Below are 19,916 nucleotides of genomic sequence, written 5' to 3'. Positions count from 1 at the left end.
ACGCGCTGCGTCGGCCTCACTTTTTTTTGGGACCTTTGCCGCGTGACTTCGGCGCCCCAGCCGGAATTCATACCTCTCCATTCAGCCATTCTCCGCCTTGCCCAGCCACACCGAGGAAAACTACCTGAAGGCCATCTACAAGTTGTCGGAAGCCGAGCCCGGCGCCGAGGTCAGCACCAACCGCATTGCCGAAGTGCTGCAGACCCGGCCCGCGTCGGTGACGGACATGCTGCGCCGCCTCGGCGAAAAAGGCCTGCTGAGCTACCAGCGCTACCGCGGGGTGCTGCTCACGGCCGAGGGGCGCCAGCTGGCCCTGCTCACCATCCGCAAGCACCGCCTCTGGGAGGTGTTTCTGGTGCAAAAGCTGGGCTTTGCCTGGGACGAGGTGCACGACGTGGCCGAGGAAATGGAGCACATCAGCTCCCCCGTGCTCGTGCGTCGGCTCGATGAGTTCCTGGGCTTTCCGGAAGTCGACCCGCACGGGGACCCGATTCCGCGCGAGGACGGGGCCATGCTCCGCCCCCAGCACCAGCTGCTCTCGGAGCTGAAACCCGGCCAACAAGGCCTATTGGTGGCGGTTAAAAACACGTCCCAGCCCTTCCTGCAGTACCTGAACAAGGTCGGCCTCAGCCTGGGCTGCCACATTGAAGTACTGGATAAGATCTTATTCGACAACTCACTAGAAATAAGCATCAACCAGCAACCGAAAAACCAAATTTCGGCGGAGGTCAGCCGTAATCTATTCGTCACGTTTTAAGTGGTAAAGCTGTAACGGGTGCGCTGCGGCATGCTTCCTAGCGCCTGCCAGTTGCGCCGCTTCACTTTGACTTCCCACTTCACCGCTTCACGCTTTTTCCCTTGCTGCCCCTCGCCCTTTCCGATACCATCGTTGCGCTATCCACCCCGCCCGGCGCGGGGGCTATTGCCGTCGTGCGCCTCTCGGGCCCGGCAGCTATAGCATTGACCAACGAGGTATTTCGCGGCAAAGACCTGACCGCCCAGCCCGGCCACACCCTGCACTACGGTACCCTGCGCGACGGCGACACCATCCTCGACGAAGTGGTGGTCAGCCTGTTTCGCGGCCCGCACTCCTACACCCGCGAGGACGTGGTCGAAATCAGCACCCACGGCTCCGACTACATCGTGCGCGAGCTGCTGGCCCTGCTGGTGCGCCGCGGCGCCCGTTTGGCCGAGCCTGGGGAGTTTACCAAGCGCGCCTTTCTACACGGCGCCTTCGATTTGGCCCAGGCCGAGGCCGTGGCCGATTTGATTGCCGCCGACTCGGCCCTGCAGCACCGCGTGGCCCTGAACCAGATGCGCGGCGGCTTCTCGCGCGAACTGGCCGACTTGCGCCAGCGCCTCATCGACTTCGCGGCCCTTCTGGAGCTGGAGCTGGACTTCGGCGAGGAAGACGTGGAATTTGCCGACCGCACCGGCTTGCTGAAGCTGCTGACGGAAGTTAAAACCCTGGTGCAACGGCTGCTGCGCTCCTTTGAGCTGGGCAACGTCATCAAAAACGGCGTCACCACCGTCATTGCCGGGCGGCCCAATGCGGGCAAGAGCACCCTGCTCAACGCCCTGCTTAACGAGGAGCGCGCCATCGTGTCGGCCATTCCGGGCACCACCCGCGACTTTATCGAGGACGAGGTCAGCCTGGAAGGCATCAAGTTTCGCTTCGTCGACACGGCCGGCCTGCGCGCCACCACCGACGTGGTCGAGGCCATTGGCGTGGAGCGCACCCGGCAGCGCGTGCAGCAGGCCGCCGTGGTGCTCTACCTCTTCGACCTGGCCACCGCCTCGCCTGCCGAAGTAGCGGCTGACGTAGCAGATTTACCCCTGCCCGCAGGCGCGGCCCTGCTGCTCGTCGGCAACAAGCTGGACGAAGCACCGGCCGCGGCCGTCGCCGAGCTGCGCGCCGCTTACCCCGATATGCTGCTGCTCTCCGCCGCCAGCCATGCGGGCCTGGAGGAGCTGCGGCAGCGCCTGCTCGCCACCGTGCGCAAAGAAGGCCTCGACGCCGGCGCCGCCACCATCGTGACTAACCTGCGTCACGCTCGCAGCCTGGAAGTGGCCGCCGAAGCCCTGACGGCCGTGCAGCAGGGCTTGCAGCACGGCCTGGGCACCGAGCTGGTGGCTTCCGACCTGCGCCGGGCCCTACGCGCCCTCGGCGAAATCACCGGCGACATCAGCTCCGACGATTTGCTGGGCAGCATCTTCACCCGCTTCTGCATCGGCAAGTAGCCCGGGCTACCGGTGCTGCTCGTACCGGTTGACCGGCAAGGCATGGCGGAGCATTTGCAACTCCGCATCCGTCAGCGGCGGGGCCTGGCCGGCAGCCACGGCCTCCCGTAACTGTTGCTCGGTGCGGATGCCCAGCACCGCCGACGTAACGGCCGGGTGCGCCAGGGCAAACTGTACGGCCGTTTCCGAAGCCGGGCGCGGCGGCTCCGCGGCCATCTGCACGGCTTGGGCAGCGCGGGCCACTTCTTCGGCGGAGTAGTTCAGATAGGTCTTGGCCGCCTTGCCCAGCAGCAGCCCCTGGGCGTAGCTACCCCGCGCCAGCACGCTCACGTGATGCTCCTGCAGCAAATCCAGGCAGCTTTCCTCGGGCCGGCGGTCCAGCAGGCTGTACTGCATCATCACGCTGGCAATACTGGAACGCTGCGCGTACTCGCGGATGACGTTAGGCCGGATGGACGAAATGCCGTACGCCCGGATTTTGCCCTGCTGCCGCAGCAGCTCGAAGGCTTCGATGGTGTCGTCAATCGGGTCCTCAACGGTGCCGCCGTGCAGCTGGTAGAGGTCAATGTAGTCGGTCTGCAACCGGCGCAGGCTGCCTTCCACGGCTTGTAGGATGTAGCTTTTCGTGGGGTTCCAGTCCCAGCCGCTGCCGTCGGGGCGCCACTGGTTGCCGACTTTGGTGGCCAGCACCACTTCCGCGCGCCGGCCCAGGAATGCCTTGCCGACGCTGGCTTCGTTTTCGCCCTTTTGGTACAAATCGGCGGTGTCGAAGAAGTTGATGCCCGCATCGAGGGCCTGGTGCAGCAGGCGGGCGTTGGCGGCGTGGTCGTTGCCGAGGGACATGCAGCCGAAGCTGACGGCGCTGACGCGCAAATCGGAAGTGCCGAGTTGGTGAAGCTTCATGCGGAGCAGGATGGTACCGCTGAATAAGCCGCAGCGCGGCGAAAAGTTGGCGCCGCTCCGCCGGGAGCTGGCCCCATTCGTTGCGGCGCCGGCTCCTGGGGCCGGCAAAAATTGCACTGGCTGAGGAAGCCGCCACCTTAATTTTTTTTAACCTCAGCCTGAGCCTTCTAACGGTTTTGATTGGCTCTCAAGGTCAAACAACCGCTCAGCTTCATTTGTACTACACCTGGCCCGCGGCAAACTCGCCGCCGGGTTGCAGGGCAAAGTGCTAATGCCGTACTTCGCCCTCGCACGCCACCCACTCTCCCTGTCCACTAATCAGTAAGTAATGGCAGAAACCGCTGAAATTATCCTCGACGGCAAATCGTACGCGATGCCGGTATTCGAGGGCACCGAGCACGAAAAGGCTATCGACATCAACAAGCTCCGCGACCAAACCGGTTACGTGACGCTGGATTCGGGCTATAAAAACACTGGCGCCACCAAAAGCGCCATTACCTTCCTCGACGGCGAAGAAGGTATTCTGCGCTACCGCGGCTACCCCATCGAGCAGCTGGCCGAACAGTCCAGCTTCCTGGAAGTCGCCTACCTTCTGATCTACGGCGCCCTGCCGACCGAAGCGCAGCTGAAAGACTTCAGCTCGCAGATTACCAAGCACACCCTCGTGCACGAGGACGTGCGCAAGATTTTCGACGGCTTCCCGTCGGCGGCCCACCCCATGGCCATCCTCTCCTCGCTGATTTGCGCCCTGACGGCTTTCTACCCCGAAAGCGTGTCGCCGGACCTGAGCAAGGAGGAAATCGACCTGAACGTCATCCGTCTGATGGCCAAGCTGCCCACCATCGCCGCCTGGACCTACAAAAACCAGATGGGTCATCCGCTGAACTACCCGCGGAATGACATGGACTACTGCTCGAACTTCCTGCACATGATGTTCAGCTTCCCCACGGAGAAGTACGAACTCAACCCGGTCGTCGTCAGCGCCCTCAACAAGCTGCTCATCCTGCACGCCGACCACGAGCAAAACTGCTCGACCTCGACGGTGCGCCTGGTGGGTTCGGCCAACGCCTCGCTTTACGGCTCGGTATCGGCCGGCATCAACGCCCTGTGGGGCCCGCTGCACGGTGGTGCCAACCAGGAAGTTATCGAGATGCTCGAAGCCATTGAGCGCGACGGCGGCGACACCAGCAAGTTCATCGCCAAGGCCAAGGACAAGAACGACTCGTTCCGCCTGATGGGCTTCGGCCACCGCGTGTACAAGAACTTCGACCCGCGCGCCACCATCATCAAGAAGGCCGCCGACGAGGTGCTGACGGCCCTGGGCCTGCAGGACAGCCCGCTGCTGAAAATCGCGAAGGAGCTGGAACAAGCCGCCCTCACCGACGAGTACTTCATCCAGCGCAAGCTCTACCCGAACGTGGACTTCTACTCGGGCATCATCTACAAAGCCCTGGGCATTCCCACGGAGATGTTCACGGTGATGTTTGCCCTGGGCCGCCTCCCCGGCTGGATTGCCCAGTGGAAAGAAATGCGCGAAAACAAGGAGCCCATCGGCCGCCCGCGCCAGATCTACGTGGGCGAGAAAGAGCGCAACTACGTGCCGATCAACGAGCGCGCCTAGTCAGCCTCATTTCTGACCGCATAAAAAAACGCCAGCCCCAACAAGGCTGGCGTTTTTGCGTGTGGGCGGGCTGCTGCAACAGCCCACCCGGCTAAGCAAAGAACTGAGTGTGAGTGAAAAAGCGAGTGAGTGAAACGTGGTGAGTGAGTGCGAGTGAATGGTTGCCGGGGCTCAGCGCTCGGTCGAGGAGCCGAGGGCCGTCATGTTGGCGCGCGACTGGCGGTAGGCGGTCATTTGGCGCGGCCAGAGGATGGCGGCCATTTCCCAGTCGAAGCGGTCCTGCAGCTCGGCCAGCTGCTGGTCGAGGGCGGCGGGGTTATCGGCCAGGCGCGCTTTCAGGTCCTGCGTGCTGCTGAGGTATTGCAGATTGAGGCGGCGCACCTTCACGAATTGAGCTTCGTTCAGGGGTACTTTCTGGGCTATCTGCTGGGTGAGCGTGGTAGCCCGGTCGTTGAGGGTGGGCTCCTGGCCGGCCGTGGCCCCGTGGGCCAGTACCAGGCAGAGACCCAGCGACGGAAGAAAAAACAGTTTGTTCATGAGCGGTGGATTGTGTTGTGGCGTGGATCATGCGGCAGACAACCCGGCCCAAGCTACGTCCCCGCCGTGTGAGCTCGGCAGGGACGTTGTCAGGCGCACTAGCGGCTGCTGGGAAGACCCAGAGCGGTCATGCTGGCCTGGCTTTGCTTGTAGGCCGTGAGTTGGGTCGGACGCAGCATCAGGGCCAGTTCCATGTGGTAGCTGGTTTGGGCTTCGGCCATCCGGATGTCCCGGATTTCGGGGTCGGCGGCGAAACGGTCCTTCAGGTCTTCCATGGTGCTGAGCATGCGCAGGTTCAGCTGCTTTAGCTTCAGGTACTGGCCTTCGTCGAGCTGCATTTTGCTGGCCATGGCCCGCGTCAGTACGGTGGCGCGTTGGTTGAGCGGATTGTCACCCTCGGGGTCCGTAGCGGCGTTGGCAGCGGTCAGGAACCCAAAGGCCAGGCCGGCCAGCAGGAGGAGCTTTTTCATGGGACGGGAGTGTGGAGATTGGACAATGGTGAAAACGGGTTTAAGTGAAAATGACAAAGAGCGAAACCCGGTATCCGAGCCAAAACGGCAGCCCGGGAACGGCATTGGGTTCGACCAAATGTGTGGGGATAAAAATGAAATAGCAAAAAGAAATTTTGTAACTATTCTATCTATTAACTTTTATCAAAACCACAATAAACGCTCATTTTCAGCATTTTAATCAGTCAATAAAAAAGCGCCGATATAGCACAAAAAAAAGTCAAACGGCCGGTTTTGCGGGGCAAAACCGGCCGTTTGACGGACCAGAAAAAGCTGAGAAGCCTACAGAATGCGCAGTTCGATGCGGCGGTTCTGCTGGCGGTGTTCCTCCGAATCGTTCGGGGCCAGGGGCTTCGACTCGCCGTAGCCGCGGTAGCGCAGCCGCTCGGCCTTCACTTTGTGCTCCACCAAGTAGTTGTAGACCGATTTGGCGCGGTTCTTCGACAAGACCATGTTGTCGTCGTCGGTTCCCACGTCGTCGGTATGGCCCGAAATTTCCACCTGCACGTCCGGGTACTGGCTCATGAACTTGATAAGGCGGTTGAGCTCGGTGCGGGAGTTGGGCTTCAGGGCGTATTCCTTGGTGTCGAAGAAGAGGTTGTTGAGCACAATGGCGCGGCCGGCGCGCAGCGGCTCCAGGTAAATGTCGAGGGTGAGCGGGTCGAAGCTACGCTTGTCGGAGTAGTCGAAATTCAGGCTCTTCATCAGGTACTTATCGGCCACGGCGTACATGCCGTACTGGTGGCCTTCGTTGAGCACCACGGTGTAGTCGCCGCTTTCCGGGTCGCTCATCACGGCCTGCACCATTTCGTCGGTTTTCAGGTCGTAGAGCTGCACGTCGGCCTGCAGAGGCTTTTTGGTCACGGCGTCGAACACGCGGCCCTGGGTGTAGGTGCTTTGCTCGCTGGAGCGCACCGCCGCGGGCACTTCGAAGCCGAAGAGCTCCACCGGCCGGTCGCGCTCGGCCACGGCGGCCTCGGCGGGCCGGGTGCGGGCGCAGAAGCCGCGGCGGTTGTCGGAGCTGATGAACAGCGAGGCTTCGTTTTCAAAGGTGTTGAGCGGGTAGCCCAGGTTTTCGGGGTTGCCAAACTTGCCCCCGCTCAGGTTGGCCTTGTACACGTCGAGGCCGCCCATGCCCACCATGCCGTCGGAGACGTAGTAGAGCGTGCTGCCGCTGGCGTGAATGAACGGGGCCATGTCCTTGCCCGTGGTGTTCACCGGCGCGCCCACGTTGCGCGCAATGGACCACGTGCCGTCTTCCTGCAGGGTCGTCACGTAAATGTCTTCCAGCCCCACGCCGCCGCGGCGGTCGGAGGTGAAGTAGAGCGTGCGGCCGTCGGCCGACAGCGTGGGCTGCGAGTCCCAGGCCACGGAATTGACGTTGCGGCCGAGGTTGCGCGGCTTGCTCCAGCTGTTGCCGGTGCGCCGCGAGATGTACAAGTCGCAGTTGCCCACGGCGCCGGGCCGGTCGCAGGAGGCAAACACCAAGGTTTTGCCGTCCCCGGAGATGGAGCCGGCGCCCTCATTGAACTGTGAGTTGATGGCCGAGGAAATCAGCTGCGGCTCTCCGAAGGAGCCGTCCTTCTCGATGCGGCTGATGACAATGTCCTCGTCCGATTCGCCGGTTTTGCGGGCGGTGTAGACGAGGAAGCGGTTGTCGGCCGTCACCGCCGGGAAGTACTGAAAGCGGAAAGTGTTGAGCGGATTGCCCAGGCGCTCGGGGGCCTTGCCCACCGGGTTTTGCATGGCTTTCAGCGCAAACTCACAGTTCTGCACCTGCTGCTGGGCTTTCGGAATGTAGCGCTGTCCCTTGGGCGCCACCTTCAGGTACTTCTGGTAAGCATCCAGCGCCGACTGGTACTCGCCAAAGCTCATGGCCAGCTCGCCCAAGGTGAAGTAGTCGTTCATCCGACCGGGGTCAAACGCCGTCTTTTCAACGCCTTGGCGGTACGCTTCAAAGGCCGAGCGAGTGTCACCCATGGCCTTGTAGAGCTGGCCTTTTAGCAGGTACGGCTCCCCCATCGAGGGGAATTTCTGGTTGAGCGTGCTGAGCGTCTCAATGGCCTTGTTAAACTCCCGGTCCTTGACTTGCTGCTGGGCTTTTTCCCACAGGCTCTTGGCCTTGGTATTGGTGATGGGGGTTTTGACCTGGGCGGTAGCCGGCTGCAGGGGCAGCAGGCAGCCGGCAGCCACGACCAGCAGGGGCAGCAACACGCGACGCATAGAGGGGCGCTAGGGAATGTCGAGGTACTTGTGCGTCTGCAGCGACACCTGCCATTGCGGGTGCTGCTTGACGTAATCGATGATGAGCGGGGTCACCTGGGCGGCTTTGCTCCACTCGGGCTGCAGGAACAGCCGGCACTCGGGGCCCACCTGCGCGGCGTGCTGTTCGGCCCAGGCGAAGTCGCTTTTGTTGAATACAACGACTTTCAGCTCGTGGGCGTGTTGCAGCACTTCGGGTAGCGGGGCCTTGAATTTCTTGGGCGACAAGCAGATCCAGTCCCACTCGCCCGAGAGCGGGTGGGCGCCGGAAGTTTCCATCCAGGTCTGCAGGCCGGCGGCGTGCAGGGCGCGGGTAAGCGGGCCGAGGTCGTGCATCAGCGGCTCGCCGCCGGTAATGACCACGTTGCGGCCGGGGTGCGCCGACGCGGCGGCCACGAGGCTGTCGAGGCTGTGGCGCGGGTGCAGGTCGGCATCCCAGGATTCTTTGACGTCGCACCAGTGGCAGCCCACGTCGCAGCCGCCGAGGCGGATGAAGTAGGCAGCGCGCCCGGCGTTGGCCCCTTCGCCCTGAATCGTGTAAAACTGCTCCATCACGGGCAAAGCCGCGGGAGTGGTCAACGCATCAGACGGGGAAAGGGTGGGCAGAGGGTAAAGCAAAGCGAAATGGTAGGGCAGAAAAAAAGCCGGGCCGCTTGGTAAACGAAGCTCCCCCCGTTTGGGGTTCCTCCGGCCACCCGGCGGCCCGACCTTAAAAATACAATTCCCCGGTGAAACTGGCAATTTCAGCGGGACATTTGCCCGCCCTTAGCGCGGGTACACCTCGCCCTTGGCCGCGCGCAGCGTGTTCAGCAGCAGCATGGCAATGGTCATTGGGCCGACGCCACCCGGCACAGGGGTGATATAGGAGCACAGCGGGGCCACGCCGGCAAAGTCCACGTCGCCGCGCAGGGCCCAGCCCGACTTCTTCGAGGCGTCCTCCACCCGCGTGGTGCCCACGTCGATGACTACCGCGCCGGGCTTCACCATGTCGGCCGTCACGAAGCCGGGACGGCCCAGGGCCGCCACCAGAATGTCGGCGGTGCGGGTGATGCTGGCCAGGTCCTGGGTGCGCGAGTGGCATAAAGTAACGGTGCAGTTACCTGGCTCCAAGTTCTTAGCCAGCAAGATGCTAACAGGCGTACCCACAATATTCGAACGTCCGATAACCACGCAGTGCTTGCCGTCGGTGGGCAGCTCGTAGCGGCGCAGCAGCTCCACGATGCCCGAGGGCGTGGCGGGCAGCAGCGCGGGCAGCCCGGCCACCATGCGGCCGATGTTCATGGGGTGGAACCCGTCGACGTCCTTCTCCGGCCGGATGGCCTCGATGACCTTGTTCGGGTCGATGTGCTTGGGCAGGGGCAGTTGCACGATGAAGCCGTCGATTTCCGGGTCGTTGTTCAGGTCCTCCACCTGCTGGAGCAGCGCGGCCTCGGTGATGTCATCCTCGAAGCGCAGCAGCGTGGAGCCGAAGCCCACGGCTTCGCAGGCCAGCACTTTGTTGCGCACGTAGGTTTCAGAGCCGCCGTCGTGGCCCACGAGGATGGCCGCGAGGTGGGGCACCTTCTGGCCGGCTTCGCGGAGGCGCGTCACCTCGGCGGCAATTTCCTGCTTGATGTTCTCGGCGGTCTGCTTGCCGTCGATGAGGCGGTAGGTCGTGGCGTCGGGAGCAGTGGTCATATGAGAGAAGGGTTGGTGTTCGGAATGAGCGGCCGACAGTTGGTCAGTCCTTGCCTCCAACGGGCTCCAGCACAATGGTATTATCGGGCTGCACCCCGTAGGCCTGGCGACCCTGGTGGATAACAAACCAGTTGCAGTCGAAGTCCTGATGAGGCGAGAAGTCGTTCAGGATGTGCAGGGCCCGGCCGTCGGCAAAACGAACGGTCAGGTCCCGCCAGGCCGACAATTCAACGGCAGTTACCGGAAGGCCTTCCAGCGCCGCCAGGCCCGGGGCCAGGACTGCATCGGAGTCGTCGTGCCAGCTAAGCAGCACCTCATCCCCGCGCACGATTCGCCAGGCGCAGTACACCATCAGCGAAAACGCTCCTTGGGTGGCATCGGTGGGCAGCGGCTCCCCGAACTCCATTGTGAAGATGGAGCCGGTGCCGTTGCCCGCCCGGCTGCGCCAGGGCTGGGTACCGACCAGCTGCGCTATCAGGGCGCGTAGGTCCTCGGTGCGTAGGAAGGCTTGTGGCGTCATTGGCCGTACGCGGCGGGCAAGCGGTGGGGGGTTACTTCTCGCTGGCGGCGGTAGCCGTTTCGGCGTTGCGGGCAATGGCTTCGCGGCCGGCTTTGAGGATGGCCTGCTCCAGCACGGGCCAGTCGTCGCGCCAGCGGAAGCGCAGTTCCTGGCCGCGGCGGATGCGTTCTAGTTGGTCTTCGCTCGTGCAGTTCTGGGTCAGCGTGGTGCTATTCATGGGGATTGTGGGGTTGGTCACACAGCGCTTTTGCAAGAATTGCATGAAGTGAAAGGAAACAAAAAACGCGGCCCGATCGGAACCGCGTTTTGTGCATTAGTCAATCTTGAGGACGGCCAAAAAGGCCTCTTGGGGAATTTCCACGGAGCCCACCTGGCGCATCCGTTTCTTACCTTCTTTCTGTTTTTCCAGCAGCTTGCGCTTCCGCGAAATATCGCCGCCGTAGCACTTGGCAATTACGTTTTTGCGCAGGGCCTTGACGGTTTCGCGGGCCACGATTTTCTGCCCGATAGCGGCCTGAATGGCAATTTCGAACATCTGGCGCGGCAGCAGCTCCTTGAGCTTTTCGCAGAGGCGCTTGCCCCAGTCGTAGCTCTTGGAGCGGTGCACGATGGCCGACAAGGCGTCCACCTTCTCGCCGTTGAGCATCACGTCCAGCTTCACCATGTCGGACTGCCGGAACCCGATCAGCTCGTAGTCCAGCGAGGCGTAGCCGCGCGAAATGGTCTTGAGCTTGTCGAAGAAGTCGAACACGATTTCGGACAGCGGCAGCTCAAACGACAGCTCCACCCGCTCGGACGTCAGGTACGACTGGCCCTTGATGATGCCGCGCTTTTCCATGCACAAAGTGATAATCGGGCCCACAAACTCGGCGGCGGTAATGATTTGCGCCTTGATGTAGGGCTCCTCGATGTGCTTGATGAGGTTGGGCTCGGGCATTTCGCTCGGGGCCGATACCATCTTGAGCTCGTCGCGGTTCGAAATGACCTTGAACTGCACCGAGGGCACGGTGGTAATCACGGTCATGTTGAACTCGCGCTCCAGGCGCTCCTGCACGATTTCCATGTGCAGCATGCCCAGGAAGCCGCAGCGGAAGCCGAAGCCCAGGGCCGCCGAGGTTTCGGGCTCCCACACCAGCGAGGCGTCGTTGAGCTGCAGTTTCTCCATGCAGGAGCGCAGCTCTTCGTACTCGGTCGTGTCTACCGGATAAATGCCGGCGAATACCATCGGCTTCACGTCCTCGAAGCCCACAATGGCTTCGGTGGTGGGGCGCGCCACGTGGGTGATGGTGTCGCCCACTTTCACTTCGCGCGCTTCCTTGATGCCCGAAATCAGGTAGCCCACGTTGCCGGCCGACATTTCGCCGCGCGGCTCCTGGTTGAGCTTGAGCACCCCGATTTCGTCGGCGCCGTACTCCTTGCCGGTGGCAATGAAGCGCAGCTTGTCGCCCTTGCGCATGGTGCCGTTCTTGATGCGGAACAGCACTTCGATGCCGCGGTAGGAGTTGAATACCGAGTCGAAAATCAGCGCTTGCAGCGGGGCTTCCGGGTCGCCGGAGGGCGCGGGCACGCGCTCCACGATGGCGTTGAGAATGGCCTCGATGCCGATGCCGGTTTTGCCCGAAGCGTGGATGATGTCCTCGGGCTTGCAGCCGATCAGGTCCACAATTTCGTCGGTGACCTCCTCCGGCATGGCGTGCGGCAGGTCAATTTTGTTGAGCACCGGAATGATTTCCAGGTCGGCCCCGATGGCGAGGTACAGGTTGGAAATCGTCTGGGCTTCGATGCCCTGCGAGGCGTCGACGATCAGCAAGGCGCCTTCGCAGGCGGCAATGGAGCGCGACACTTCGTAGCTGAAGTCGACGTGGCCGGGGGTATCAATGAGGTTGAGCGTGTACATTTCCCCCTTGTAGGGGAACTGCATCTGGATGGCGTGGCTCTTGATGGTGATGCCCCGCTCCCGCTCCAGATCCATGTTGTCGAGCAATTGCGCCTGCATCTCGCGCTGACTCACCGTGCTGGTAAATTCCAGCAGGCGGTCGGCCAGCGTGCTTTTGCCGTGGTCGATGTGGGCGATGATGCAGAAGTTGCGAATGTTCTTCACTCGGGGGTAATAAAGGCTGTATGCAACCGCGAAGGTAGGGCTTTCGGCCGGCAAATGCTACCGGCGGGCGGCTTTGCTGCTTGGCAGTACGAGGCCAACCCGCTTACATTCGCGCTAGTTCCCCCCGCCATGTCCGCCACCGATACCTCCGTTCAGCCCGCTTCCACCGACCTCGGCCAGAAGACGCTGATTGCCGCTTGCAACTCCACCCTGCTTTTCGTGCTGGCCTACCTCACGGCCGACACGGCCTTCCGGCTGGCCACCGTGCTCATGGCCCGGCAGCTGCGCATTCCGGGCATTTGGGGCCTGAGCCGCATTCAGTTCCGCATTGCCGACACGGCGTGGTGGCGGCAGGCGGTGGTGGCCGTGTACAGCGTGGGGCCGCTGGTGTGCCTGCTGCTGGCGGTGGTGGCGGCGCTGTGGTTTTGGCAGCGGGCCCGGCTGCGGCGCGGCCTGCTCAAGCAGTACCTGCTGTGGCTGGTGCTGCACGGGCTCAACCTGTTTTTCGGCGCCATGGTGGCCGACACCATTACCGAGTCGGGCTTCTGGTTTGTGCCGAGCTGGGTGTTTTTGGCCGGCAACGCCGTCAACGTGGCGGTGGCCGTGCTCAGCGGCCTGGTGCTGCTGGCACTGGGCTACCTGGCGGCCCCGCTGTTTTTGCAGAGCCACGACTCGCGCACGCTCATGCGCTTTGAGCAGCGCCGCCGGCTGCTCTGGGCCACGCTGTTTTTGCCCTGGCTGCTGGGCTCGGCGCTGATTGCCCTGGCCAAGTTTCCGCACCTAAGCGTCAACGAGGGGCTGCACCTGGCCACCTTGTTCGTGGCCCTGGCCCCGCTGGCGGTGAGCAGCAGCAACGAGCTGTTTGCGTTTACCGTGGAAATGCCGCAAAAGACCCGGTTTGCGGCGGGCCTGGCGGTGCTGGTGCTGCTGGCGCTGGCGGCGGCGCGGGTGGTACTGGGCCCGGGCGTGCACTTCGGCTAAGCCTACCTACTACTGGGCCTTCTTGAGCTTGCCCCGTTGCATCTCGGCCCAAGCTTCCGGGCTCAAGTCGCAGTTGAAGTACAGCACTTGCGCCTGGCCGGGCGGCAGCTTGCTTAGCTCGGCTTGCAGCAGCGCGAGTTGCTTGCGCGTTTCCCGGTCCCAGTTTTGGATGCCGAACAGCCCCACGTACAGCCGGCTGCCGTTTTGCACGCGCGCAAAAGTCAGCGGCTGCCCGTCGGCGGTAGTGAAGCCGGCGGCCACGGCGTCGAAATCGGCGTTGTACCGGCGCGCGTCGACGCGCAGGGGCTGGTTCAGCTGCGCTATGGCCGGCTTCACGATGCTGTACTTGCCCGGGGCGCACTGGTTGTCGGGGGCTAGGCGCAGGCCGCGGCCCTGGGCGTCGAAGAGCAGCACGGTCGGAAAGGAAAAGTCGACCGGCACGGTATCCTACCGCTGCACCTTACCCCCGCCGATGTACAGGCCGCGGTTCGCGTTGGGGTTGGCGTAGAGGAGGGTGTCGCGGCGGTGGTCGAGCACAAACGCGGGCCGGGCCAAGGCCACTTGCGCCGGCGGCAGGCCCAGCGCTTGGGCGTAAGCCAGCTGGCTGGCCGTGGTTTCGGGCTGGGGCGGCTTGAAGCCCAGCGTGACGCGCAGCAGCGGCGCGCAGCCGAGCAGCCCGGCCAGTGCGCATGAGCTGTTAACACGCAGAATCGAACGAATCATCGGTATCAACATAAAGCGTAGCAGCCGGCAGATACGCGCTTCGGCGGCGGAGTTGCTAGCCGGTGAAAGGCGGAGTTTGTGCGCCCGGACACGGCGGTCCGGCCCGGGCTTGCGTAGGAAGCGGGTATTCCCTCGCCTGCCCCGTTGTATATGCCGCAGTATCCCCCGCTGGAAGAATATGGCCTGATTGGCAACTTGCACACCGTCGCGCTGGTGTCGAAGGCCGGCTCGCTGGATTACCTGCCCTTCACCCGCTTCGACTCGCCCACCGTCTTTGCCGCCCTGCTCGACGCGGACCGGGGCGGTTCCTGGCTGATCGGACCGGCCGACGAGGCGGTGCGCAGCAAGCAGCTCTACCTGCCCGATACGGGCGTGCTGCTTACCCGCTTTTACTGCGCCGCCGGCATTGCCGAGCTCACCGACTTCATGCCCATCAAGCACCCGGGCCAGAACTGCGCCGTGGTGCGCAAGCTGCGCCTGGTGAAGGGCGAGCTGACGTTTCGGCTGCGCTGCGCCCCCAGCTTCGACTACGCCCGCCAGCCCCACGAGGTAGTGCCCCAGCCCGACGGCAGCTTGCTGTTCCGCAGCCTGGGGCCCGACGCCCGGCAGTTCCGCCTGCTCGCCGACCAGCCCCTACGCGTGGCCGACGGCGCAGCCACCGGCGAGTGGACGCTGCGCGCCGGCGACACGGCCAGCTTCGTCATCGAGGCCACGCCCGTCGACGACCCCGCGTTTATTCCCGGCGACCTGGCGCACTACGCCGAGGGCGCCTTTCAGGACACGCTGCACTTCTGGCAGAACTGGGTGGAAAAGAGCTCCTACACCGGCCGCTGGCGCGAAACGGTGCTGCGCTCGGCCATTACTTTGAAGCTGCTCACCTCCCTGCAGCACGGCTCCACGGTGGCCGCCGCCACCTTTGCCCTGCCCGAAAGCATCGGCGGGGTGCGCAACTGGGACTACCGCTACACCTGGATTCGCGACGCGGCCTTTACCATGTACGCCTTCCTGCGCCTGGGCTTTATGGAAGAGTCGAAGGCCTTTCTGCGCTGGATCATGGAGCGCTGCGTGGAGCTGCCCGAAGCCGGCGACCTGCAGCTGATGTACGCCGTCGACGGCAACGCGGAACTGCCCGAACAGGAGCTGCCCCACCTGAGCGGCTACCGCGACTCGCAGCCGGTGCGCATCGGCAACGGCGCCGCCCGGCAGTTTCAGCTCGACATCTACGGCGAGCTGCTCGACACGGTGTACCTCTACAACCGCTACGGCGGCGCCATCACCTTCGACTTTTGGCAGCACCTGTGCCGCTTGGTCAACTTCGTGGCCGACAACTGGCAGCGGCCCGACCACGGCATCTGGGAAGTGCGCGACGAGGAGCGGCCGTTTATTTCGGGCAAGCTCATGTGCTGGGTGGCCCTGGACCGCGCCATCCGCATTGCCCGCGACCGGTCTTTTCCGGCCCCGCTGGTGGAGTGGCACCGCATTCGCGACGAGATTTACCAGGAAGTCTACCACAACTTCTGGAGCGAGGAGCGGCAGGCCTTCGTGCAGTACCGCGGCAGCCAGGTGCTCGACGCCTCGGTGCTGCTCTTGCCGCTGATGCGCATGTTCAGCCCCGCCGAGCCGCGCTGGCAGGCCACGCTGCGCACCATCGAGCAGGAGCTGGTGCTCGACTCGCTCATGTTTCGCTACCGCGCCGAGGACGGGGCCACCGACGGGCTGCGCGGGCAGGAAGGCGCCTTTACCATGTGCTCGTTCTGGTTTATCGAAAACCTCTCGCGGGCCGGGCAGATTGATAAAGCGCGGCTGCTGTTTGAGAAGCTGCTGGGCTTTGCTTCGCCGCTGGGGCTCTATTCGGAGCAGATCGGGCCCGAGGGGGAGCAAATCGGCAACTACCCGCAGGCCTTTACGCACCTGGCCCTGATCAGCGCCGCGTTTCAGCTCAACCGCGACCTGGACGCCCGCCGCGCCGGCCAGCCCCAAGGGCACCAGTTTGTGTAAACCAAAGTAGGCTTGGTAGCGCGTTTGTTTTCCCCTTAAGACTGCATAAACAGCTCTTTCAACGTAGAGCCCTAATGGTATTATTAACTGCTCGATAACGGCTAGTCTTGGAATGCTATAAGCGTGCACGTATTGGGCGGCGGTTGCCGAAGCCTGACACACCAGCAAGCCCGCTAGCCGCGCTTAGCTCAACGTTAACGGCCGGCGGTCCGGCCGCGTACTGCGGAGTTGACCCAACTTCCCCAAGCGCTATGTCCGTAACACTCAACCAAGCCGCCGTCCGCTACGCCAAACAGCTTATCAAAGAGGGCAAGTTCAAGAACGACTCCGGCCACTGGCGGGAGCACAACCCCGACACGGCCGCCGAAAACAAGTACCTCGCCAAGCACGAAATCGAGGAGTACGCCAAGTGGCACCTGGGCGAGGACACCTCCCTGGGCGAAGACACCAAAGGCCGCTACAAATTCCCCTTCGGCGACTTCAAAACCGTGCACCGCGACGGACTGCTGGCGGCCAAGGAGCGCGCGGCTCAGCAAGGCTACCACGACATCGAACGAGCCGCCGACGAGCTGGAGCAGGCGCTGGAAAAGCAGGCCGCGAAGTAAGTGCGTGGTTGGTGTTGGCCCTGCTGAGCTTGTCGGAGCATAATGTTTCAGAGCTCTTTTAGACCAACTCCAAACTCGCTCAAAGGCGCCCCGCCGCCGGCTCGCCAGAGTCGGCGGGCGGGGCGTCGCGGCTTCCCTGGTTTGCTGCCTGGGCATCTGCCAGGGCCAGGGACGCGGCGCTGAACTGTCGCCGGTATTTACTTTGCCGCCATGCTTCGGTTTTTCCATTGGGCGCGGCGAGTTGCCCTTTCCGCCACCACTGCGGCTGCGGGACTGGCCGCCTGCTCTTCCCCGGCGGCGTCCTGGCAGTTGATTTCGCCCACCGGCTTTCCGCTGGCCAACCACCGCGCCGGCGCCCTGCTCTTCCTCGACGACTCCACCGGCCTGCTGCTGGGCAGCGCCTGGAGCGACGCGGCGGCCCGCACGCGCACCGTTTCGGCCGAACAAGTGTCCACGGTGTTTCGCACCACCGACGCCGGGCGCAGCTGGCAGCTGCACGTTATTGGCAAGGGCCGCCGCTTCACCCTGGCCACCCGCGCGGGGCGCACGGCCTACGCCGTGGAGCTGCAGGAAGCCGCCTCCGGCAGCGCCCGCGACACCTCTCGGCTGCTGCGCTCCGCCGACGGCGGCTTGAGCTGGCAGCTGCTAGGCCGGGCGGTGCCCGGCCGGGTGCTGACCGTTTCCTTCGCCGACACCGCCCAGGGGCTAGTGCTGGCAACCGACGCGCCGCCCCCCGCCCCGCCCGTGCTGTATCACACGGCCAATGGCGGCCGCAGCTGGCAGCCGGCGCGGCTGCGGCGGCCCGTACCCGCCCTCGACGGCGTAGCGGCCCCGGGCGGCACGGCCTGGCTGCTACTCGCGCCGCCCGGGCCGCCCCGCCGGTTTGCGGATTCGCTGGCCCACGTCAATTGGCGCAGCGGGGCCGTAACCGTCGAAGCCATTCCGGGCGGCCACGTCGAAGCCGCGCCCCTGCTCGACGCCGCCGGCAACCTTTGGCTGGTCAGTGCCGCCGCCGACGGCAGCGCCCGGCTGCTGCAGCGCGCGGCGCGCACGGGCCGCTATACCGAAGTGCACCGCTTCGTGCCAACCCACGGGGAGCGGCTGCGGCCGGTAGCCCTGCACCTAGCGGGTTCCAGCGTTTCGGTGCTGCTCGCCGCCGACCAGCCCCAGCAGCCGGTTTACCGCTTCTACCGCAGCCCCGACGCGGGCCGCAGCTGGCAGCAGGAGCGGCTGCCAGTGGGCTCCGCGGCCCAGCCGTACGCGTTTTTCGGGCCGGAACGGGTGTGGCTCTCAACCGGGCGGGCGCAGCTGCAAGTGCGGGCGCCGCGCCGCTGAGCGTCTCAGGAACGGCGGCTGGCACGGCATTGGCAGCCGCCGCGGCATTGCGGCCCCAACCCTGCCGGGCGCAACCGCGTAGCCCCCACCCACCCCGAACGGCTACTTTTACCGCCGCCGGCGCAACCCTTCGGGCCCGCTTCCGCCCATTGCTCGTTTTCCTATTTCTGCTTTGATGCTTATCCGCCGGCTGCTTGCCGCCCCGCTTCTCGGCCTGCTCACCCTCCCGGCCCTGGCCCAACCCACCCCGCTGCAAGGCCAGGTCCTGAACGCCCAAACCGGCCTGCCTGTCCCCTTCGCCACCCTCGGTGTGCCCCGCCGCGGCCTGGGCACCGTGGCCGACGAGCAAGGCCGCTACGTGCTGCGCCTGCCGGCCCTGACCGACACCGTCATTGTCACCAGCGTGGGCTTCGGGCGCGTGGTGGTGCCGCCGGCGGCGCTGGCGGCCGGGCAGCGGGTGTTCAAGCTCCCGCCCGAGCAGCAAACCCTGCAGACCGTGCAGATTGCCCACCGCCCGGTGCACCCGGCCACGCTCGGCCGCACCCAAGACAAGGGCGACGTGCGCTGGATGGCCGGCTCCTCGGGCCTGGAAACCGTCGATACGGAGTGGGGCTGGGAGCTGGGCACGGTGCTGACGCCTCCTAAGCCGGCCTTGCTGGAGGAGCTGCACGTGTTTTTCTTCGACAACACCTACGAGCACCTGCGCTTCCGCCTCAACCTCTACGCCCTGGAAAACGGCCGCCCCGGCAAGCCCCTGCTCAGCCAGGACGTGCAGTTGAAGGTGGTGCGCTGGCAGAAAGGCTGGGTGACGCTGGACCTGCGCCCCTACCAAATTGCCCTGGCCGCGCAGCCTGTGGTGGCCACCCTTCAGTGGCTGCAAAGCGAGACGAGCAAGCCCGAAAACAAGTATTTCAGCATCCCCGTCAAGCGCGACCCGAAGCAGACCATGGTGGAGCGCGAAAACAGCCAGGCCCTCTGGACCATCCACCCCATGCAGCCCAGCCTGTACTTCTCCTTGCTGACGGAGTAACCAACGCCCCGCCGGAACCGCGGGCGCTACCTTCCGTCCCCCTGGCTTCACTCCTACTGCCCACCGCGCCGCTGCTGGCGCCTCCTGTTGTTCGTTATGCGCCCTGCCGATACCCGCCACCGCGGCCCGCACCCCGCCGATGGTGAACTGTTTGCGCCCCGCTGGCTGCCCGAGCTGCGCCGCGCCACGGCCGAAATGTCCTGGCTGCTGACGCGCGGCTACCCGCCCGGCGGCACCCTCAAACTGGTGGGCGACCGGTACTCCCTCACCGAGCGGCAGCGCTGGGCCGTGGGCCGCGCCGCCTGCACCGACGAGCAGCTGGCTCAGCGCACCACCAAGCAACTGCCCGCCGCCGACCTCGGCGGCTGTCCCGTCGCCATCGACGGCTTCAACCTGCTCATCACCCTGGAAACGGCCCTGAGCGGCGGCGTGGTGCTGCGCGGACGTGACTCCGCCCTGCGCGACCTGTCGAGCATTCACGGCACCTACCGGGCCGTGCAGGAAACCGACCGCGCCATCCGCCTGGCCGCCGCCGCGCTGCGCCCCCTGCATCCCGGCCCCATCCGCTGGCTGCTCGATCAGCCCGTGTCCAACAGCGGCCGCCTCGCCGCCCGCCTGCGCGACCTGGGCCCCGAGCTCGGCCTCACATGGACCGCCGAGGTGGTGATGAACCCCGACACGGTGCTGGCCGACACCACTGACATTGTAGTGACTTCGGATTCGGAGGTGCTGGACCGCGCCGGCACTTGGCTTAACCTGGCCGCGTTGGCTTTGCAGGCCGAGTTGCCGCGCTGGCTACTGGATTTAAGCCAGGACGAAGCGGCGGGTTGAGGGTAGCAGCAGCGCGGGGCGGAGCTGCCGCAACCCCACGCC

Annotated in this window: 20 protein-coding genes; 9 read left to right on the top strand and 11 right to left on the bottom strand. The window is 64.5% G+C overall.

What is annotated here, in order from left to right; all coding sequences use genetic code 11:
* The first annotated feature begins 97 nt into the window (after window positions 1–97).
* Window positions 98–757, top strand: a complete 660-nt coding sequence (locus LJ737_RS07665; RefSeq protein ID WP_227764332.1) for a metal-dependent transcriptional regulator — start codon at window positions 98–100, stop codon at window positions 755–757.
* Window positions 758–858: 101 nt separating this feature from the next.
* A complete protein-coding gene (mnmE, locus tag LJ737_RS07660) occupies window positions 859–2,241 on the top strand; it encodes a tRNA uridine-5-carboxymethylaminomethyl(34) synthesis GTPase MnmE (RefSeq protein ID WP_410779945.1) in 1,383 nt (460 codons plus the stop codon).
* Between the two features lie 6 nt (window positions 2,242–2,247).
* Here the strand turns inward: mnmE and LJ737_RS07655 are convergent, their stop codons facing one another.
* On the bottom strand, window positions 2,248–3,144 hold the full coding sequence (locus LJ737_RS07655; protein WP_227764331.1) for an aldo/keto reductase: 897 nt from the start codon (window positions 3,142–3,144) through the stop codon (window positions 2,248–2,250).
* 328 nt (window positions 3,145–3,472) lie between these two features.
* On the opposite strand from LJ737_RS07655, the gene LJ737_RS07650 reads away from it, so the two are divergent.
* Window positions 3,473–4,765, top strand: a complete 1,293-nt coding sequence (locus tag LJ737_RS07650; RefSeq protein WP_227764330.1) for a citrate synthase — start codon at window positions 3,473–3,475, stop codon at window positions 4,763–4,765.
* Between the two features lie 171 nt (window positions 4,766–4,936).
* Here the strand turns inward: LJ737_RS07650 and LJ737_RS07645 are convergent, their stop codons facing one another.
* The 8 genes from LJ737_RS07645 to lepA form a co-directional block, all read right to left on the bottom strand.
* Entirely contained in the window at window positions 4,937–5,302 is a 366-nt protein-coding gene (locus tag LJ737_RS07645; protein ID WP_227764329.1) for a hypothetical protein, read from the bottom strand.
* A gap of 98 nt (window positions 5,303–5,400) precedes the next feature.
* Window positions 5,401–5,772, bottom strand: coding sequence for a hypothetical protein (locus LJ737_RS07640; protein WP_227764327.1), 372 nt, complete (start codon window positions 5,770–5,772; stop codon window positions 5,401–5,403).
* Between the two features lie 321 nt (window positions 5,773–6,093).
* Window positions 6,094–8,034 (bottom strand): OmpA family protein, encoded by a 1,941-nt coding sequence (locus tag LJ737_RS07635; protein WP_227764325.1) that lies wholly within the window; start codon window positions 8,032–8,034, stop codon window positions 6,094–6,096.
* A 9-nt stretch (window positions 8,035–8,043) separates the two neighbouring features.
* Window positions 8,044–8,625, bottom strand: coding sequence for a 7-carboxy-7-deazaguanine synthase QueE (locus tag LJ737_RS07630; RefSeq protein WP_227764464.1), 582 nt, complete (start codon window positions 8,623–8,625; stop codon window positions 8,044–8,046).
* Between the two features lie 213 nt (window positions 8,626–8,838).
* On the bottom strand, window positions 8,839–9,750 hold the full coding sequence (locus LJ737_RS07625; RefSeq protein WP_227764323.1) for a bifunctional 5,10-methylenetetrahydrofolate dehydrogenase/5,10-methenyltetrahydrofolate cyclohydrolase: 912 nt from the start codon (window positions 9,748–9,750) through the stop codon (window positions 8,839–8,841).
* Between the two features lie 43 nt (window positions 9,751–9,793).
* Window positions 9,794–10,270: a hypothetical protein gene (locus LJ737_RS07620; RefSeq protein WP_227764321.1), complete on the bottom strand. Its 477-nt coding sequence runs from the start codon at window positions 10,268–10,270 to the stop codon at window positions 9,794–9,796.
* 31 nt (window positions 10,271–10,301) lie between these two features.
* Window positions 10,302–10,487: a hypothetical protein gene (locus tag LJ737_RS07615; protein WP_227764320.1), complete on the bottom strand. Its 186-nt coding sequence runs from the start codon at window positions 10,485–10,487 to the stop codon at window positions 10,302–10,304.
* A 96-nt stretch (window positions 10,488–10,583) separates the two neighbouring features.
* Window positions 10,584–12,371: a translation elongation factor 4 gene (gene lepA / locus LJ737_RS07610; protein WP_227764318.1), complete on the bottom strand. Its 1,788-nt coding sequence runs from the start codon at window positions 12,369–12,371 to the stop codon at window positions 10,584–10,586.
* A gap of 129 nt (window positions 12,372–12,500) precedes the next feature.
* Here lepA and LJ737_RS07605 point away from each other — a divergent pair, with 129 nt between their 5' ends.
* Window positions 12,501–13,352 carry a hypothetical protein gene (locus LJ737_RS07605; RefSeq protein ID WP_227764316.1) on the top strand — a complete coding sequence of 284 codons (852 nt, stop codon included), beginning with the start codon at window positions 12,501–12,503 and terminating at the stop codon, window positions 13,350–13,352.
* 9 nt (window positions 13,353–13,361) lie between these two features.
* On the opposite strand, the gene LJ737_RS07600 is transcribed toward LJ737_RS07605, so the two are convergent.
* The gene (locus LJ737_RS07600; protein ID WP_227764314.1) at window positions 13,362–13,766 is read right to left on the bottom strand and encodes a hypothetical protein; all 405 of its coding nucleotides are present in this window, start codon (window positions 13,764–13,766) and stop codon (window positions 13,362–13,364) included.
* Window positions 13,767–13,799: 33 nt separating this feature from the next.
* Complete coding sequence (locus tag LJ737_RS07595; RefSeq protein ID WP_227764311.1) at window positions 13,800–14,075, bottom strand: hypothetical protein; 276 nt, start codon at window positions 14,073–14,075, stop codon at window positions 13,800–13,802.
* Window positions 14,076–14,225: 150 nt separating this feature from the next.
* Here LJ737_RS07595 and LJ737_RS07590 point away from each other — a divergent pair, with 150 nt between their 5' ends.
* The 5 genes from LJ737_RS07590 to LJ737_RS07570 all read left to right on the top strand — a co-directional run bounded on the left by LJ737_RS07590 (window position 14,226) and on the right by LJ737_RS07570 (window position 19,874).
* A complete protein-coding gene (locus LJ737_RS07590) occupies window positions 14,226–16,073 on the top strand; it encodes a glycoside hydrolase family 15 protein (protein ID WP_227764309.1) in 1,848 nt (615 codons plus the stop codon).
* Window positions 16,074–16,324: 251 nt separating this feature from the next.
* Window positions 16,325–16,678 carry a hypothetical protein gene (locus LJ737_RS07585; protein WP_227764307.1) on the top strand — a complete coding sequence of 118 codons (354 nt, stop codon included), beginning with the start codon at window positions 16,325–16,327 and terminating at the stop codon, window positions 16,676–16,678.
* A gap of 210 nt (window positions 16,679–16,888) precedes the next feature.
* Entirely contained in the window at window positions 16,889–18,013 is a 1,125-nt protein-coding gene (locus tag LJ737_RS07580; protein WP_227764305.1) for a WD40/YVTN/BNR-like repeat-containing protein, read from the top strand.
* Window positions 18,014–18,188: 175 nt separating this feature from the next.
* Window positions 18,189–19,043, top strand: a complete 855-nt coding sequence (locus LJ737_RS07575; protein ID WP_227764462.1) for a carboxypeptidase-like regulatory domain-containing protein — start codon at window positions 18,189–18,191, stop codon at window positions 19,041–19,043.
* Window positions 19,044–19,139: 96 nt separating this feature from the next.
* Window positions 19,140–19,874 (top strand): DUF434 domain-containing protein, encoded by a 735-nt coding sequence (locus tag LJ737_RS07570; RefSeq protein WP_227764303.1) that lies wholly within the window; start codon window positions 19,140–19,142, stop codon window positions 19,872–19,874.
* Window positions 19,875–19,916: the final 42 nt, after the last annotated feature.

The organism is Hymenobacter sp. 15J16-1T3B, assembly GCF_020711235.1.
Classification (GTDB): Bacteria; Bacteroidota; Bacteroidia; order Cytophagales; family Hymenobacteraceae; genus Solirubrum.
Note: the sequence above shows the minus strand (reverse complement) of the source record. Positions and strands in the feature narration are given on the sequence as shown.

Coding starts and splice junctions, on each gene's coding strand:
- LJ737_RS07575 (WP_227764462.1), top strand. CDS start 18,189: ATGCTTATCCGCCGGCTGCTTGCCGCCCCGCTTCTCGGCCTGCTCACC.
- LJ737_RS07650 (WP_227764330.1), top strand. CDS start 3,473: ATGGCAGAAACCGCTGAAATTATCCTCGACGGCAAATCGTACGCGATG.
- LJ737_RS07635 (WP_227764325.1), bottom strand. CDS start 8,034: ATGCGTCGCGTGTTGCTGCCCCTGCTGGTCGTGGCTGCCGGCTGCCTG.
- LJ737_RS07625 (WP_227764323.1), bottom strand. CDS start 9,750: ATGACCACTGCTCCCGACGCCACGACCTACCGCCTCATCGACGGCAAG.
- LJ737_RS07615 (WP_227764320.1), bottom strand. CDS start 10,487: ATGAATAGCACCACGCTGACCCAGAACTGCACGAGCGAAGACCAACTA.
- LJ737_RS07640 (WP_227764327.1), bottom strand. CDS start 5,772: ATGAAAAAGCTCCTCCTGCTGGCCGGCCTGGCCTTTGGGTTCCTGACC.
- LJ737_RS07585 (WP_227764307.1), top strand. CDS start 16,325: ATGTCCGTAACACTCAACCAAGCCGCCGTCCGCTACGCCAAACAGCTT.
- LJ737_RS07645 (WP_227764329.1), bottom strand. CDS start 5,302: ATGAACAAACTGTTTTTTCTTCCGTCGCTGGGTCTCTGCCTGGTACTG.
- LJ737_RS07620 (WP_227764321.1), bottom strand. CDS start 10,270: ATGACGCCACAAGCCTTCCTACGCACCGAGGACCTACGCGCCCTGATA.
- LJ737_RS07580 (WP_227764305.1), top strand. CDS start 16,889: ATGCTTCGGTTTTTCCATTGGGCGCGGCGAGTTGCCCTTTCCGCCACC.
- LJ737_RS07605 (WP_227764316.1), top strand. CDS start 12,501: ATGTCCGCCACCGATACCTCCGTTCAGCCCGCTTCCACCGACCTCGGC.
- LJ737_RS07590 (WP_227764309.1), top strand. CDS start 14,226: ATGCCGCAGTATCCCCCGCTGGAAGAATATGGCCTGATTGGCAACTTG.
- LJ737_RS07630 (WP_227764464.1), bottom strand. CDS start 8,625: ATGGAGCAGTTTTACACGATTCAGGGCGAAGGGGCCAACGCCGGGCGC.
- LJ737_RS07570 (WP_227764303.1), top strand. CDS start 19,140: ATGCGCCCTGCCGATACCCGCCACCGCGGCCCGCACCCCGCCGATGGT.
- LJ737_RS07595 (WP_227764311.1), bottom strand. CDS start 14,075: ATGATTCGTTCGATTCTGCGTGTTAACAGCTCATGCGCACTGGCCGGG.
- LJ737_RS07655 (WP_227764331.1), bottom strand. CDS start 3,144: ATGAAGCTTCACCAACTCGGCACTTCCGATTTGCGCGTCAGCGCCGTC.